The sequence below is a fragment of the Roseateles violae genome (assembly GCF_030410485.1).
Lineage (GTDB): Bacteria > Pseudomonadota > Gammaproteobacteria > Burkholderiales > Burkholderiaceae_C > Roseateles_D > Roseateles_D violae.
This window is the reverse complement of sequence record NZ_JAUHHC010000003.1, coordinates 112,068-127,230: the sequence shown is the minus strand read 5'-3', so window position 1 is coordinate 127,230 and position 15,163 is coordinate 112,068. Positions and strand designations below refer to the sequence as shown.

General features: G+C 70.2%; 13 protein-coding genes. 11 read left to right on the top strand and 2 right to left on the bottom strand.

Annotated elements, in window-relative coordinates:
• The first annotated feature begins 77 nt into the window (after nt 1-77).
• Nucleotides 78-1,328, top strand: a complete 1,251-nt coding sequence (gene pcaCD / locus QWJ38_RS10915) for a bifunctional 4-carboxymuconolactone decarboxylase/3-oxoadipate enol-lactonase PcaCD (protein WP_290359114.1) — start codon at nt 78-80, stop codon at nt 1,326-1,328.
• 130 nt (nt 1,329-1,458) lie between these two features.
• Nucleotides 1,459-2,130, top strand: a complete 672-nt coding sequence (locus QWJ38_RS10910) for an N-acyl amino acid synthase FeeM domain-containing protein (protein ID WP_290359113.1) — start codon at nt 1,459-1,461, stop codon at nt 2,128-2,130.
• A gap of 9 nt (nt 2,131-2,139) precedes the next feature.
• Here QWJ38_RS10910 and QWJ38_RS10905 read toward each other — a convergent pair whose 3' ends face one another.
• Nucleotides 2,140-2,919, bottom strand: a complete 780-nt coding sequence (locus QWJ38_RS10905; RefSeq protein WP_290359112.1) for an IclR family transcriptional regulator — start codon at nt 2,917-2,919, stop codon at nt 2,140-2,142.
• 86 nt (nt 2,920-3,005) lie between these two features.
• On the opposite strand from QWJ38_RS10905, the gene QWJ38_RS10900 reads away from it, so the two are divergent.
• From QWJ38_RS10900 to QWJ38_RS10860, 9 genes are read left to right on the top strand one after another with little or no spacing between them, the layout of a single operon-like run.
• The gene (locus QWJ38_RS10900; protein WP_290359111.1) at nt 3,006-3,974 is read left to right on the top strand and encodes an MBL fold metallo-hydrolase; all 969 of its coding nucleotides are present in this window, start codon (nt 3,006-3,008) and stop codon (nt 3,972-3,974) included.
• 15 nt (nt 3,975-3,989) lie between these two features.
• Nucleotides 3,990-5,567 carry an FAD-dependent oxidoreductase gene (locus tag QWJ38_RS10895; protein WP_290359110.1) on the top strand — a complete coding sequence of 526 codons (1,578 nt, stop codon included), beginning with the start codon at nt 3,990-3,992 and terminating at the stop codon, nt 5,565-5,567.
• Nucleotides 5,554-5,751, top strand: a complete 198-nt coding sequence (locus QWJ38_RS10890) for a DUF2783 domain-containing protein (protein ID WP_290359109.1) — start codon at nt 5,554-5,556, stop codon at nt 5,749-5,751. The genes QWJ38_RS10895 and QWJ38_RS10890 overlap by 14 nt, the downstream gene beginning before the upstream one ends.
• Nucleotides 5,748-7,049: a homogentisate 1,2-dioxygenase gene (gene hmgA / locus QWJ38_RS10885; RefSeq protein ID WP_290359108.1), complete on the top strand. Its 1,302-nt coding sequence runs from the start codon at nt 5,748-5,750 to the stop codon at nt 7,047-7,049. The genes QWJ38_RS10890 and hmgA overlap by 4 nt, the downstream gene beginning before the upstream one ends.
• Entirely contained in the window at nt 7,046-8,368 is a 1,323-nt protein-coding gene (gene fahA, locus QWJ38_RS10880) for a fumarylacetoacetase (RefSeq protein ID WP_290359107.1), read from the top strand. Before hmgA ends, fahA begins: the two co-directional genes overlap by 4 nt.
• Nucleotides 8,369-8,427: 59 nt before the next feature.
• Nucleotides 8,428-10,605, top strand: coding sequence for a TonB-dependent receptor family protein (locus QWJ38_RS10875; RefSeq protein ID WP_290359106.1), 2,178 nt, complete (start codon nt 8,428-8,430; stop codon nt 10,603-10,605).
• Nucleotides 10,606-10,609: 4 nt separating this feature from the next.
• Nucleotides 10,610-11,197, top strand: coding sequence for a cytochrome b (locus QWJ38_RS10870; protein WP_290359105.1), 588 nt, complete (start codon nt 10,610-10,612; stop codon nt 11,195-11,197).
• Nucleotides 11,194-12,138 (top strand): beta-propeller fold lactonase family protein, encoded by a 945-nt coding sequence (locus tag QWJ38_RS10865; RefSeq protein ID WP_290359104.1) that lies wholly within the window; start codon nt 11,194-11,196, stop codon nt 12,136-12,138. Before QWJ38_RS10870 ends, QWJ38_RS10865 begins: the two co-directional genes overlap by 4 nt.
• The gene (locus QWJ38_RS10860; RefSeq protein WP_290359103.1) at nt 12,135-14,372 is read left to right on the top strand and encodes a TonB-dependent receptor; all 2,238 of its coding nucleotides are present in this window, start codon (nt 12,135-12,137) and stop codon (nt 14,370-14,372) included. The genes QWJ38_RS10865 and QWJ38_RS10860 overlap by 4 nt, the downstream gene beginning before the upstream one ends.
• A gap of 8 nt (nt 14,373-14,380) precedes the next feature.
• Here QWJ38_RS10860 and QWJ38_RS10855 read toward each other — a convergent pair whose 3' ends face one another.
• Nucleotides 14,381-15,127 carry an MBL fold metallo-hydrolase gene (locus tag QWJ38_RS10855; RefSeq protein ID WP_290359102.1) on the bottom strand — a complete coding sequence of 249 codons (747 nt, stop codon included), beginning with the start codon at nt 15,125-15,127 and terminating at the stop codon, nt 14,381-14,383.
• Nucleotides 15,128-15,163: the final 36 nt, after the last annotated feature.

Here is a 15,163-nt window from a genome sequence, read left to right as displayed (position 1 = left end):
CGGGCCGGCCCGCCGTCTGCTCCGCTTAGGATGTCCGCCAGCACCGCACTGGCGGCGCTCAGCAAGGAGCAGCAGCGATGGCCGATCAAGACCATGGTTCACAGCCCGACCGGCGCAGCGACGATTTCGAGCGCGGCCTGGCGAATCGCCGGGCGATGCTCGGCGAGGACTGGGTACGTCGCTCGACCGAGGGCGCCAACGGCTTCAATGCCGATTTCCAGGAACTGATCACCCGCTACGCCTGGCACGAGATCTGGGGCCGGCCGGGCCTGGACAAGGAAACGCGCCGCCTGCTGGTGCTGGGCATGACCATGGGCATGGCGCGCTGGGAGGAGTTCGAGCTGCACTGTCGCGCGGCGCTCCGCGGCGGCGTGCCGCCGGCCAAGATCCAGGAGACCCTGCTGCAGGGTGCGATCTACTGCGGCGTGCCGGCCGCCAATACCGCCTTCAAGATTGCCGGCAAGATCCTGCAGGAGGAGGGCCTCGCCCTGCCGGCCCAGCCGCTGAGCCGCGCCGCGCGGCCGCGCCTTCAATACACCTTCAGCCAGCCGCAGCTGCGCCTGCTGCTACAGGGCGATGGCGGTGAGCGCGCGCCCATGGTGTTCAGCCATGCGCTGGGCCTGGATCTGCATCTGTGGGATGAGATCGCTGCCGAGTTCGCCGCCGCCGGCCACCCGACCCTGCGCTACGACCAGCGCGGCCATGGCGAGTCGGCCCGCCCGCCCGGGCCCTACACGCTGGAGCAACTGGTCGACGATGCGGCCCGGCTGATCCGCGAATGGGGCCGCGGGCCGGTCGTGTTTGTCGGCCTGTCGCTGGGCGGCATGGTCGGGCAGGGGCTGGCGCTCGAGCATCCGCAGCTGCTGCGCGCGCTGGTGCTGGCGCACACGACGGCCGACTACCCGGCGGCCACCCGCCGGGGCTTCGACGAGCGCATCGCCAGGGTGCGGGCCGGCGGCATGGCGGCCGTCGTCGACGGCATCCTTGAGCGCTGGCTGGGCGCCGATTTCCGCGCCGCCGAGCCGGCCGTGGTGGCGGCGCTGCGCCAGCGCCTGCTGGCCCAGGATCCCGCAGCCTATGCGGCCGCTTGCGCGGCAGCGCGCGACGTCGACTACCTGCCGCGGCTGGCCGCGCTGCGCCTGCCGACCCTGGTCGTGTCGGGCGCGCTCGATGCCGGCGCGACGCCGGCGATGGGCCAGGCGATCGCCGACCGGATCGCCGATTCGCGGTTCCAGGTCTTGCCCGACTCGGCCCATCTGAGCGTGTTCGAGCAGCGGGAAACCCTTGTCGCTCTATTGCGGGACTTTGTCGTCGAAGCGACGAAATAGCGACCTGTAAGCTAGGGAATCAGATGTATGGCCATGTATTAACGTGAATTTTTCACGATCGCCCTCATTAGACTGAGCGTCATTCCGAGTCGTCATATGACTTGGTTCATAAATAGGTGGGCGGATATCCATGGTTTTCGACGTCATGCGCGAAGCGCAGCAGCATGCTCATGCCGATCTGGCGATTCGCACCGCCGCAGCCCATCATCTCCCTCATGCTCAACGTCTGGTCGCCCGGCGCTATGCCGGCCGCGGCTATGCGACGACGCAGCTGAGCGCCTATAGCGAGGACGCGCTGACCGTCTGCTCGGCCTTCGAGGGCGAGCGCACGGTCGGCACGATCGCGGTGCGCTTCGCCTCCGAGCGGGGTCTGGCCGCCGATGCGATCTTCAGCGAGGAGCTGAGCCGCTTGCGCGCCAGCGGGCTGACGATCTGCGAGTTCGGCCGCCTGGCCGTTGACGAGGATGCGGCCGACAACAAGCATGTGCTGGCGCGGCTGTTCCATCTGGCCTATCTGCATGCGCACCGGCTGGCCGGCTGCGAGCTGCTGGTGATCGAGGTCAACCCGCGCCATGTGGCCTTCTACCGCCGCATGCTGGGCTTCCAGCTGCTGTCCGAGGCGCGGCTGAATCCGCGCGTCAACGCCCCGGCCGTGCTGCTGAGCCTGGACCTGCACCATGCCCGCGAAGAGATCGCGCGCCTGGGCGGCACGGCCGAACGCGGCGTGCCGACGCGCTCGCTCTACCCGTATTTCTACGGCGCCGAGGAAGAGGCCGCGATGCTGGCCAAGCTGCGCCAGTAAGGCGCAGTCCTAGTCCTGTCGCCAGCCGAGCTGGCGCGACAAGTCCTCTCCGGCACGGCGCAGCGCCGTGGCCATCTGCCCCGTCGGGTCCAGGTCGAAGCTGCCGCTGGGGCCGATCGCGGTCAGGCTCAGCACGATGCGGCCGCGATCGTCGAAGACCGGCGCCGCCCAGGCGCTGACGCCGACCACCGCACCATCGCGCGCGCTGGCGATGCCGGTCCGCCGTACCTCGGCCAGCCAGGCGTCGAGCTCGGCGTCCCGGGGCAGGGCCGCCGGATCCAGCGCCGCCTCGGCGGCAAAGGCCGCAGCCACCACATCGGCCGGCAGATAGGCGGCGAACAGGCGGCCCGAGGCCGTGCCGCGCAGGCTCATCACCGTGCCGTGGCGCATGCTGATGTGGACGGGGCTGGGCGCCTCGGCGACGCGCACGATGGTTGGCCCGCGATTGCCCCAGACGGCGATCGCCATCGTGTGGCCCAGCTCGGCCGCCAGTTCCTCGATGCGCGGCGTCGCCAGCCGCACCGGCTCGTACTGCTGCAGGCTGATCAGGCCCAGCTGCAGCGCCAGCGGCCCGAGGCCGTAGCGGCCGCTCGCCGCTTCCTGCTCGACCAGGCCCAGCTTGATGAAGCTGACCAGATAGGGATGGGCCTTGGCCGGCGGCATCTCGGCGGCGCGGGCCAGGTCCTTCAGCGCCAGCGGCCGGCCCTGGTGGGCCAGGGCCAGCAGCAGCTGACCCCCGACCTCGATGCTCTGGATGCCCCGCGGGCCCCGCTCCTGTTCTTCTTCCATGCCGGAAGTATGGGTCAAAAATTAGATATAGACAAACTGATTCGTTTTAACTAAATTTCAATGCCCTGTCGTTCATCGAGCCCGCCATGAGCCAAGCCCCGACCAAGACCTTTGCCTCGCAAGCCGATCTGGAAGTGAAGAAGGTCAGCTTTGACAAGCTCTCCGAGCATGCCTGGGCCTACACGGCCGAGGGCGACCCGAACACCGGCATCGTCGTCGGCGACGACGCGGTGATGGTGATCGATACGCAGGCGACGCCGGTGATGGCCCAGGACGTGATCCGCCGCATCCGCGAGGTGACCGACAAGCCGATCAAGTACGTGCTGCTGAGCCACTACCATGCGGTGCGCGTGCTGGGCGCCTCGGCCTACAAGCCCGAGCACATCATCGCCAGCCAGGACACCTACGAGCTGATCAAGGAGCGCGGTGAGCAGGACAAGGCCAGCGAGATCGGCCGCTTTCCGCGCCTGTTCCAGAACGTCGAGTCGGTGCCGCCGGGCCTGACCTGGCCGACGCTCACCTTCAGCGGCCGGATGACCCTGTGGCTGGGCAAGCTGGAGGTGCAGATCCTGCAGCTGGGCCGCGGCCACACCAAGGGCGACACCGTGGTCTGGCTGCCGCAGGACCGGGTGCTGTTCAGCGGCGACCTGGTCGAGTTCGACGCGACGCCCTATGCCGGCGACGCCTATTTCCAGGATTGGCCGCAGACCCTGGACAACATCGCCGCGCTGCAGCCGCAGAAGCTGGTGCCGGGCCGCGGGCCGGCGCTGCAGACGCCCGAGCAGGTGGCGGCCGGCCTGGCCGGCACGCGCGCCTTCGTCAGCGAGCTCTACGAGAGCGTGAAGAGCGGCGCCAGCGCCGGCCGCGACCTGAAGACCGTCTACCGCGAGACCTACGAGCGCCTGGCGCCCAAGTACGGCCAATGGGTGATCTTCGCCCACTGCATGCCCTTCGACGTGACCCGCGCCTACGACGAGGCGACGCAGTATCCCGATCCACGCATCTGGACCGCCGAGCGCGACATCGCGATGTGGCAGGCGCTCGAAGGCGCCTGAGTCCGCGAGCCCGCCGTGCTCAAGACCTACACCTTTCCGCAGTACGAGTACCGCCGCTCGGCCGAGCAGCGTGAGGGCGTAGTCAAGCGCCATCCGCTGGTCATCATCGGCGCCGGTCCGGTCGGCCTGACCGCGGCGCTCGATTGCGCGCGCCGCGGCCTGCCGGTCGTCGTGCTCGACGACAACAACAGCGTCAGCATGGGCTCGCGCGCGGTCTGCTATGCGAAGCGTTCGCTGGAGATCCTCGACCGGCTGGGCGTCGGCGAGGCGCTGGCCGGGCAGGGCGTGCGCTGGCAGATCGGCAAGGTCTTCCACGGCGAGGGCCTGGCCTACCAGTTCGATCTGCTGCCGCAAAGCCAACACAAGATGCCGGCGATGATCAATCTGCAGCAGTACCACCTGGAGGAGCGGCTGGTGCAGGCCTGCCAGCGCGAGCCCCTGGTCGATCTGCGCTGGAAGCACAAGCTGGTCGCGATCGAGCCGGGCGCGGACGGCGTCGCGCTGCAGGTCGAGACGCCCGACGGCGTCTTCGCGCTGCAGGCCGACTGGCTGCTGGCCTGCGACGGCGCCGGCAGCGACACCCGCGCGCTGCTGGGCCTGGACTTCGAGGGTCAGGTCTTTCAGGACCGCTTCCTGATCGCCGACGTGGTCATGCAGGCCGAGTTCCCGACCGAGAGATGGTTCTGGTTCGACCCGCCCTTCCACCGCAACCAGTCGGTGCTCTTGCACAAGCAGTGCGACAAGGTCTGGCGCATCGACTTCCAGCTCGGCCGCGATGCCGACCCGGTCGAGGAGAAGAGGCCGGAGCGGGTGATCCCGCGCATCCAGGCGATGCTGGGACCGGACGCGCAGTTCGAGCTCGAATGGGTGTCGGTCTACCAGTTCGCCTGCCGGCGCATGAAGAACTTCCGCCATGGCCGCGTGCTCTTCGTCGGCGATGCGGCGCACCAGGTCTCGCCCTTCGGCGCGCGCGGCGCCAACAGCGGCATGCAGGATGCCGACAACCTCGGCTGGAAGCTGCAGGCGGTGCTGCAGGGCAGGGCACCCGAGTCCTTGCTGGACAGCTACCACGCCGAGCGCGCCGCGGCGGCCGACGACAACATCCTGAACTCGACCCGCTCGACCGATTTCATCAGCCCCAAGAGCCGCGCCTCGCTGCGCCTGCGCAATGCGGTGCTGGAGCTGGCCCGCAGCGAAGCCTTCGCCCGCCCGCTGGTCAACAGCGGACGGCTGTCGATGCCGACGCCCTACCGCGACTCGCCCTTGATCACGCCGGACGAGGATGACTTCGAAGGCGGCGTGGCGCCCGGTTGCCCCTGCGTCGACGCGCCCTTGGCCGACGGGCGCTGGCTGCTCAATGCGCTGGGCCAGGATTTCATGCTGCTGAGCTTCGGCGCCGAGATCGCGGACGGCCCGGTGCCGGTGCTGCAAGTCGACGGCCTGGCCGCCGAGCGCTATGGCGCAAGTCCCGGCACCTGCTACCTGATCCGGCCGGACCAGTTTGTGGCGGCGCGCTGGCGCCGTTTCGATGCGGCCCGGGTCGCCGCCGCGCTGGCGCGCAGCCTGGGAGGAGGCCCCGATGCTCAAGCGTGAACCCAATATCGCCGACCCCGACGGCTTCTACGAGGCGCTGATCGCGGCGCAGCGCGATCTCAGCGACGAGCAGGCCGACATGCTGCTGGCCAAGCTGGTGCTGATCCTGTCCAACCATATCGGCGACCGCGCGGTGCTCGGCGAAGCACTGCGGCTGGCGCGCGACAACACGGTGAACCCATGAGCGACCAACTGTCCTACCAATCCGGCTTCGGCAACGAGCACGCCAGCGAGGCCGTCGCCGGCAGCCTGCCGGTGGGCCGCAACAGCCCGCAGCAGGTCGCGCACGGGCTCTATGCCGAGCTGCTGTCCGGCGCAGCCTTCACCGCGCCGCGGGCCGAGAACCGCCGCAGCTGGCTGTACCGCAAGCAGCCCTCGGTCGTGGTCGGCGGCTATGCGCCGCTGGCCCATGCCTGGCTGAAGAGCGGGGCCGCCGAGGGTCAGGCCATGCCGCCGGACCCCTTGCGCTGGGCGCCCACCGAGATCCCGAGCGAGCCGCTGGACTTCGTCGACGGCCTGCGCACCCTGGTCGTCAACGGCGACCCCGATGCGCAGACCGGCATGGCTGCGCATCTGTACCTGGCCAACCGCAGCATGGGCCGGCGCGCCCTCGTCAATGCCGATGGCGAACTGCTGCTCGTGCCGCAGCAGGGGCGGCTGACGATACGCACCGAGCTGGGCCTGCTGGACGTGAAGCCGGGCGAGATCGCGCTGATCCCGCGCGGCCTGGCCTTCAAGGTCGAGCTCGTCGATGGCCCTTCGCGCGGCTATGTCTGCGAGAACTACGGCGCCGCCTTCCGCCTGCCGGAGCTGGGCCCGATCGGCTCGAACGGTCTCGCAAATCCACGCGACTTTCAGGCCCCGGTGGCCGCCTTCGAGGCCACGAGCGGCGACTACGAGATCGTCAAGAAGTTCGGCGGCCGGCTCTGGCGCGCGACGCAGCGGCACACACCCTTCAACGTCGTCGCCTGGCACGGCAATCTGGCGCCGTACAAGTACGACACCGCGCATTTCATGACCATCGGCTCGATCAGCTTCGACCATCCGGACCCGAGCATCTTCACCGTGCTGACCTCGCCGTCGGACACGGCCGGCTGGGCCAATGTCGACTTCGTGATCTTCCCGCCGCGCTGGATGGTGGCCGAGGACACCTTCCGCCCGCCCTGGTACCACCGCAATGTGATGAGCGAGTTCATGGGCCTGGTGACCGGCCAGTACGACGCCAAGCCCGAGGGCTTCAAGCCCGGCGGCGCCAGCCTGCACAATGCCTTCGTCCCGCATGGCCCGGACACCGAGGCCTTCGACAAGGCCAGCAGCGCCGCGCTGGCGCCGCACAAGCTGGACAACACCCTGGCCTTCATGTTCGAGACGCGCTGGCGCCTGCTGCCGACCGAGTTCGCGCTGAACGGCGGCGCTCTGGACAAGAACTACGCCGACTGCTGGGCCGATCTGGCAGACAAGACCGCGGGACAAGAACAATGAGCATGCTCGACCATACCCATGACCCGGCCACGCAGAGCTGGGTCGAATCGGCCAATGCCGCCGACACCGACTTCCCGCTGCAGAACCTGCCCTACGGCCTGTTCCGCCGCGCCGGCAGCGACGAGAGCTGGCGCATCGGCGTCGCCATCGGCGAACAGATCCTCGATCTGTGGAAGGCCTCTCAGCTCGGTCGCTGGAGCAGCGCCGCCCAGGTGCATCTGCAGGGGCTGGGGCGCGGCGATCTGAACAGCTTCATGGCCGCGCCCTCGGCCCAGCGCCGCGCCTTGCGCCAGGCGCTGTTCGAGGCGCTGGCCGCCGGCAGCCCGCAGCAGCAGGCGCTGGAGCGCTGCCTGCTGCCGCAGGCGCAGGCCGAGATGGCCGTGCCCTGCCGCATCGGCGACTACACCGACTTCTACACCGGCATCCACCATGCGACGACGGTGGGCAAGCTGTTCCGCCCCGACAACCCGCTGCTGCCCAACTACAAATGGGTGCCGATCGGCTACCACGGCCGCTGCTCCTCGATCGGCGTCAGCGGCACGGCCGTGCGCCGCCCGCTGGGCCAGCTGAAACCGCCGCATCTGGAGGTGCCCAGCCTGGCGCCCTGCAAGCGCCTGGACTACGAGCTCGAGATGGGCGTCTTCGTTGCCGGCGGCAATGCGCTGGGCCAGCCGATCGCTATCACCGAGGCCGACGAGCACCTGTTCGGCCTGACCCTCTTGAACGACTGGTCGGCCCGCGATGTGCAGGGCTGGGAATACCAGCCGCTGGGCCCCTTCCTGTCCAAGAGCTTCGGCACGACGCTCTCGCCCTGGATCGTCACGATGGAGGCGCTGGAACCCTTTCGCTGCGCCTTCGAGCGGCCGGCCGGCGACCCGGCGCCGCTGCCCTATCTGGACTCGGAGAAGAACCGCCGCGAGGGCGCCTACCGGATCGAGCTCGAGGTCTGGCTGCAGACCGCCGCGATGCGTGCCGCCGGCCAGGCGCCGACGCGGCTGATGCGCTCCAACCTTGGCCATGCCTACTGGACCCTGGCGCAGATGCTGACCCACCATGCCAGCAACGGCTGCAATCTGCAGCCCGGCGACCTGCTGGGCACCGGCACGCTGTCGGGCCCCGAGGCCGGCGAGGGCGGCTCGCTGCTGGAGCTGTCCGATGGCGGCAAGCAAGCCCTGACCCTGCCGAACGGCGAGCAGCGGACCTTTCTCGAGGACGGCGACACGGTGATCGTGCGCGGCCATGCCCAGCGCCCCGGTGCGCGGCGCATCGGCTTCGGCGACTGCGCGGCGACGGTGCTGCCCGCTCTGCGCCCCGCCTGAGGCCGCTGCTGTTGCCATAGGGGCTGCGCGGCGCGGCCGGCGGGCCTATATTCGGCCCCATGCCTGCTTGCCAGCGCCCGACCCGCCCGCCTTGTTGCCCGCTCCGCCTCGCCGCCGCGCTGTCGGCGCTGCTGGGCGCCTGGCCGGCCGCCGCGCAGCAGCAGGAGCAGCAGCAGGCGGGCGCCGCGCCGACGGTGCTGGCCCCGGTCGTCATCACCGCCACCCGCACCGAGGCGCAGGCCTTCGACGTGCCCGCGGCGATCAGCCGCATCGGTGCCGCCGAGGTGCGCGAGGGCCATGCGCTGATCAATATCTCGGAGAGCCTCGCCCTGGTGCCGGGCCTGCTGGCGCGCGACCGGCAGAACTATGCGCAGGACGTGCAGATCGCGGTGCGCGGCTTCGGCGCCCGCTCCAGCTTCGGCATCCGCGGCGTGCGGCTCTATGTGGACGGCATCCCGGCCACCCTGCCCGACGGCCAGGGCCAGATCTCCAATGTCGAGCTCGGCGCGGTCGGCCGCATCGAGGTGCTGCGCGGGCCCTTCTCGGCGCTGTACGGCAACTCCTCCGGCGGCGTCATCCAGGTCTTCAGCGAGGAGGGCACGCCGCCGCCCTCGCTGGGCATCACCGCGCTGGCCGGCAGCGACGGCACCTGGCGCCTGGGGGGCCAGGCCAGCGGCGCGCAGGGGCCGGGATTTGCCTACAACCTCAGCGCCAGCCGTTTCCACACCGACGGCTACCGCGATCACAGCGCCGCCGAGCGCAGCCTGGGCAATGCCAAGCTCACGCTGCGCAGCGATGCCGACACGCGCCTGACCGTGCTGGCCAACAGCCTGGCCCTGCCCGAGGCGCAGGATCCGCTGGGCCTGTCGCGGGCCCAGGCCGAGGCGAATCCGCGCGGCGTCGACCCCTCGGCGATCAGCTTCAACACGCGCAAATCGGTCAACCAGACGCAGCTGGGCCTGGTCTTCGAGCGCCGACTCGATGCGGCCAATGTGCTGCAGGCCACCGGCTATGGCGGGCACCGCGGCACCGAGCAGTTCCAGGCCATCCCGGTCGCCGCGCAGGTCAGCCCGCTGAGCCCTGGCGGCGTCATCGATCTGTCGCGCGACTACAAGGGCCTGGACCTGCGCTGGACATGGAAGAGCCGCCTGCTCGACGGCCCCTTCAGCCTGGTCGGGGGTCTGGCCTACGACCAGCTGGAGGAGCACCGGCGCGGCTACCAGAACTTCGTCGGCACGACGCTGGGCGTGCGCGGCGCCCTGCGGCGCGACGAGCGCAACGACGTCGACAACTTCGACCAGTACCTGCAGGCGCAGTGGCAGATCGCGCCGCAATGGAGCTTGAGCGCGGGCCTGCGCCACAGCCAGATCGACTTCCGCTCGCGCGACGCCTATATCGTCGGCACGAATCCGGACGACAGCGGCAGCGCCGACTATTCGGCCACCCTGCCGGTGCTGGGCCTCATGTATGCACTGTCCAGCGAGGTCCATCTGTACGCGACCGCCGGCCGCGGCTTCGAGACGCCGACCCTGAACGAGCTGGCCTACCGCAGCGGCGGCGCCACCGGCATGAACTTCGGCCTGCAGGCCTCGCGCAGCGGCAGCGTCGAGGCGGGCGTGAAGACGCAATGGGCCGGCTGGGGCGAGGCCAGCCTGGCGCTGTTCCGCACCGACACCGAGAACGAGATCGTCACGCAGACCAATACCGGCGGGCGCTCGACCTTCCAGAACGCCGGCGCCACGCGGCGCAGCGGTCTGGAGCTGGCCTGGGCGGCCAGCTATTGGCAGCATCTGCGCCTGCAGCTGGCGGCGACCGCGCTGAAGGCCGAGTATCGCGAGGCCTTCCAGACCTGCACCGCCTCGCCCTGTGCGACGCCGAACGTGACGGTGGCGGCCGGCAACAGCCTGCCCGGCATCGCGCGCGGCTCGCTGTTCGCCGGCCTCGGCTGGGCGCCGCCGCTGGGCTGGCGCGGCGGGCTCGAGCTGCGCGCGCTGAGCAAGGTCTATGTCAACGATGCCAACAGCGACGCGGCCGCCGGCTATGCCGCCGTGGCCGCCCAGCTCGGCTACGCGGCCCAGCTGGGCGCCTGGGAGCTGAATGCCTTCGTGCGCGGCGACAATCTGTTCGACCGCCGCTATATCGGCTCGGTCATCGTCAACGAGGGCAACAGCCGCTTCTTCGAGCCGGCGCCGGGCCGCAGCTGGATCGCCAGCGCCAGCGCGACGCTGCGCTTCTAGCCGCATGCCCACGCCATCGACGCCATCGCCGCCGCTGCGCTACGACCGCGTCGCCCGCGCGCTGCACTGGCTGATCGGCCTGGCCCTGCTGGCGCAGATCGCCTTCGGCTTCCTGCTCGACGAGATCGCGCCGCGCGGCACGCCGGCGCGCGGCGCGGTGATCAATCTGCACAAGTCCATCGGCCTGGTGCTGGCGCTGGCGATCGTGCTGCGCCTGGCCTGGCGGCTGCGCCATCGCCCGCCGCCCTGGCCCGCGGCGATGCCGGCCTGGCAGCAGCGCGCGGCCGCCTGGGGCCATCGCGGCCTCTATCTGTGCATGCTGGCGATGCCGCTCTCGGGCTATCTGGCCTCGAACTTCAGCAAGCATGGGGTCAGATTCTTCGGCCTCGCGCTGCGGCCCTGGGGCCCGGACCTGCCGGCCGTCTACGGCCTGTTCAACGGCCTGCATATCGCGACCGCCTGGCTGTTCCTCGCGCTGATCGCCGGCCATGTGCTGGCGGCGCTCAAGCATGCCTGGATCGATCGCGACGGCGTGTTCGCGCGCATGGGGCCGCCGCTGTCCCGCAACAAAGCCGAGGAGGATCCGCCATGACAGTCGCCACCCGCCATCTGCTCGCCGCCCTGCTGGCCTGGCCGCTGACCCTGGCGGCGGCGCCCTTCGCCTATGTGCCCAACGAGGGCTCGGGCACCCTGGGCGTGATCGACACGGCCACCGAACAAGTCGTGGCCGAGATCCCCAGCGGCAAGAAGCCGCGCGGCACGGCGATCAGCCTCGATGGTCGCAGCGCCTATGTCAGCGACCAGCCGAACAACCGCCTGCTGATCATCGACCTGGTCGCGCGACGCCAGAGCGGCGAGATCGCGCTGGGCGAATCGCCGGAGGGCGTCGGCATCTCGCCGGACGGGCGCTGGGTCGCCGCGGCGATCGAGGAATCGAACGAGGTCGTCTTCGTCGACACGCGCACGCAGGCCAAGAGCTTCGTCGTCAAGGTCGGCGGCAAGAACCCCGAGCATGTGGTGTTCAGCCCCGATGGCCGCCATCTCTTCGTCAGCGCCGAGGAGGGCGATGCGGTCGATGTGATCGAGGTCGCGGCGCGCAAGGCGGTGGCGCAGATCGCCGTCGGCGCGCGGCCGCGCGGCATCGGCTTTGCGCCGGACGGCGGCCGCGCCTATGTGGCGGCCGAGAATGCCGATGAGGTCTATGTGATCGATGCGCGCAGCTTCGCGGTGCAGGCGCGCATCAAGGCTGGCTCGCGCGCCAATGGCATCGCCGTCCATCCGGACGGCCGGCGTGTCTACATCTCCAATGGCGGCGCGGCCAGCGTGTCGGTGCTGGACACGGCGACGAACCAGATCGTGGCGACGGTGCCGGTCGGCCAGCGGCCCTGGAATATGGCGCTGACGCCGGACGGCCGCAAGCTCTACGTCGCCTGCGGCCGTTCGGGCACCGTCGCCGTCGTCGACACCGAGCGCAACAGCAAGATCACCGAGATCCCGGTCGGCAAGCTGCCCTGGGGCGTCGCGATCCGATGAGCGTCCGCCCGCCCGCCGCGCTCGCTGCCGCCTGCCTGCTGGCCTGCGCCTGCTGCCGGGCCGAGAACCCGGCCGAGGTGCTCGAGTTGCCGCAGGTGCTAATCATCGGCACGACGCCGCTGCCCGGCTCGGGCGTGCCGCTGCGCCAACTGCCGGCCGATGCCCAGGTGCTGACCAGCCGCGAGATCCGCAATCAGCGGGCGACGAACATCACCGACTTCCTCGACCGGAACGCGCGCGGCCTCAGCATCAATGCGGCCCAGGGCAACCCCTATCAGCCCGACGTTGTCTTCCGCGGCTTCAGCGCCTCGCCGCTGCTGGGCACGCCGCAGGGCGTGTCGGTGTTCTTCGACGGCGTGCGCATTAACGAGCCCTTCGGCGACGCGGTCAACTGGGACCTGATCCCGCAGGCGGCGATCTCGAGCATCCAGCTGCTGCCCGGCTCGATGCCGGCCTTCGGCCTGAACACGCTGGGTGGCGCGATCGCGCTGTACACCAAGAGCGGCGCCAGCGAATACCCGGAGCGGCCCGGCGGCAGCCTGGCGCTGTCCGGCGGCTCCTTCGGCCGGCGCACGCTGGAATTCGAGGGCGGCGGTCGCCGCGGCGCCTGGGACTGGTTCCTCAGCGCGCACGGCAGCGACGACGAGGGCTGGGCCGAGCACAATGCCAGCCGCGTGCGCCAGGGTTTCGCCAAGCTCGGCTGGCAGGACGAGGACAGCGATCTGGACCTGAGCCTGGCCGCGGCCGACAACCGGCTGGACGGCACGCAGACGCTGCCGCTGAGCTTCCCCGACATCCGCCAGGCCTATACCCATCCGGACCGCAACAACAACCGCTCGCTGCTGCTGGCGCTGAAGGGCAGCCACGCGCTGGCGGGCGGCTGGCTGCTCAGCGGCAACGCCTATTGGCGCAGCCTGCGCAGCCAGAACCTCAGCAGCAATGTCAACGAGGACGCGGACGACGAGGACGACCCGCCGGCGCACAACGACCGCTCGCGGATCGACCAGCAGGGCGGCGGCTTCGGCCTGCAGCTGGCCTACGGCGGCAAGCTGGCCGGCCTGGCGCACAAGGCCTCGATCGGACTGAGCCTGGACGAAGGGCGGGCGCGCTTCACGCGCGAAACGCAGCCGGCCGCCTTCAGCGCCGATCGCGGCACCGTGGCGCTGGGCGAGTTCGAGCCCGAGACCGATGCCGATTCGCGCAGCCGCTACTGGGGCCTGTTCCTGTCCGACTCGCTGGTGCTGGACCCCGCCTGGACGCTGACGCTGGCCGGCCGCTACAACCGCGCCGAGGTCCGCATCGCCGACCGCAGCGGCACGGCGCCCGAACTCGATGGCCAGCACCGCTTCGGCCGCTTCAATCCGGCCATCGGCCTCAACTACAACCCGAGCCCGGCCTGGACCGCCTATGCCGGCTACAACGAGGGCATGCGGGCGCCAACCGCGATCGAGCTCAGCTGCGCCGACCCGGCCGCGCCCTGCAAGCTGCCGAACAACTTCCTCGCCGACCCGCCGCTGAAGCCGGTGATCTCGCGCACCATCGAGTTCGGCGCACGCAGCGCGGCCGAGGCGGCCTTGGGCTGGAGCGCCGCCGTGTTCCGCACCGATCTGCACGACGATCTGCAGTTCATCAGCAGCAGCGGCATCGCGGTCAACAGCGGCTACTTCCAGAACGTCGGCACGACGCGCCGCCAGGGCATGCAACTGGGCGGCCAGGCGCGGCTGGGCCTGCTGCAGCTGACGACCCAGTACAGCTACGTCGATGCCCGCTTCATCAGCGGCTTTCACGCCAACAGCCCGGCGAACTCCGAGGCCGACGCCAATGGCGCGATCGAGGTGCGCCGCGGCGACCGCATCCCCTCGATCCCGCGCCATGCGCTGAAACTGCGGGCCGAACTGAATGCGGGGACCGGCTGGCATGTCGGCGCCAATCTGCAGGCGGCGAGCAGCATCCATGCGCGTGGCGACGAGAACAATCTCGATCGCAACGGCGAGGTGCCCGGCTATGCCGTCCTCCATCTCGATGCACGCTATGCGCTGAGCCGGCGCTGGCAGCTGTTCGTGCGGGTCGACAATACCTTCGATCGCCGCTATTCGAATTTCGCCATCCTCGGAGAGAACGTCTTCACCGGTCCTGAACAGAGCTACGACGGCGAGCATCCGCGCGCCGAGCAGTTCCGCGGTTATGGGGCGCCGCGCGGCGCCTGGATCGGGCTGCAGTATCTGCTGAACTGAGTGAACGCTCAGGCCGCGGCCGGCTGCAGCGCATCGAGCCGGTCCTTGCAGGCTTGCAGCTCGGCGCGGCCGACGATGGGCCCGGCACCGGGCACGACGCGGTCGAAGTCCAGCCGCAGGATCTGTTCCAGCGTCCTGCTCCAGCCCCGCAGATCGCCGCCGGCGGCCAGATCGGGCCGGGGGGTGTCGGCGTCGAACAGATCGCCGACGGCGAGGACGCGCAGGTCGGGAAAGAGCACGACGGTGTCGCCATCGGTATGCGCAGGGCCGTAATGCAGCAGCTGCAGTTCGATGCCACCGAGCTTCAGCAGGTAGTCGCGCTCATAGCCCAGCTGCTGGCTGTCGCTGGCCGGGGGCGGCAGACGCTGCAGCGTGCGCGACTGCGCGATCAGCGGCACATGGGCGTCGATGAACTGCGGGTTCGTGCCGGCATGGGGCTGGTGATGATCGGTGAGGACCAGCGCGCGCAGCGGCAGATCGGAGATCTTGTTGATCCTGCGGACCTGCGACATCAGCGGCCGGTACAGCCCGGGCGCCTGGCCGTCGACCAGCAGCAGACCCTGAGGCGTGAAGCGCAACAGCGTGTTGCCGCCGCCGCTGGCGATCAGGTAGAGCCCGGTCCTGACCAGCTCGGCCGTCAATGGCGGCGCGGACGCCGTGGCCTGTTGTGCTTGCGCGGCGCGCGGCGGCGCAGCCACGCCCAGGCCCAGCCAGCCGAGCAGCTGGAGCAGATGGCGGCGCTTGGGATCGGCCATCGATCCTCCGACAGCGAAACAAAGCGAGAGGAAGAG

Coding starts and splice junctions, on each gene's coding strand:
- pcaCD (WP_290359114.1), top strand. CDS start 78: ATGGCCGATCAAGACCATGGTTCACAGCCCGACCGGCGCAGCGACGAT.
- QWJ38_RS10910 (WP_290359113.1), top strand. CDS start 1,459: ATGGTTTTCGACGTCATGCGCGAAGCGCAGCAGCATGCTCATGCCGAT.
- QWJ38_RS10905 (WP_290359112.1), bottom strand. CDS start 2,919: ATGGAAGAAGAACAGGAGCGGGGCCCGCGGGGCATCCAGAGCATCGAG.
- QWJ38_RS10900 (WP_290359111.1), top strand. CDS start 3,006: ATGAGCCAAGCCCCGACCAAGACCTTTGCCTCGCAAGCCGATCTGGAA.
- QWJ38_RS10890 (WP_290359109.1), top strand. CDS start 5,554: ATGCTCAAGCGTGAACCCAATATCGCCGACCCCGACGGCTTCTACGAG.
- hmgA (WP_290359108.1), top strand. CDS start 5,748: ATGAGCGACCAACTGTCCTACCAATCCGGCTTCGGCAACGAGCACGCC.
- fahA (WP_290359107.1), top strand. CDS start 7,046: ATGAGCATGCTCGACCATACCCATGACCCGGCCACGCAGAGCTGGGTC.
- QWJ38_RS10875 (WP_290359106.1), top strand. CDS start 8,428: ATGCCTGCTTGCCAGCGCCCGACCCGCCCGCCTTGTTGCCCGCTCCGC.
- QWJ38_RS10870 (WP_290359105.1), top strand. CDS start 10,610: ATGCCCACGCCATCGACGCCATCGCCGCCGCTGCGCTACGACCGCGTC.
- QWJ38_RS10865 (WP_290359104.1), top strand. CDS start 11,194: ATGACAGTCGCCACCCGCCATCTGCTCGCCGCCCTGCTGGCCTGGCCG.
- QWJ38_RS10860 (WP_290359103.1), top strand. CDS start 12,135: ATGAGCGTCCGCCCGCCCGCCGCGCTCGCTGCCGCCTGCCTGCTGGCC.
- QWJ38_RS10855 (WP_290359102.1), bottom strand. CDS start 15,127: ATGGCCGATCCCAAGCGCCGCCATCTGCTCCAGCTGCTCGGCTGGCTG.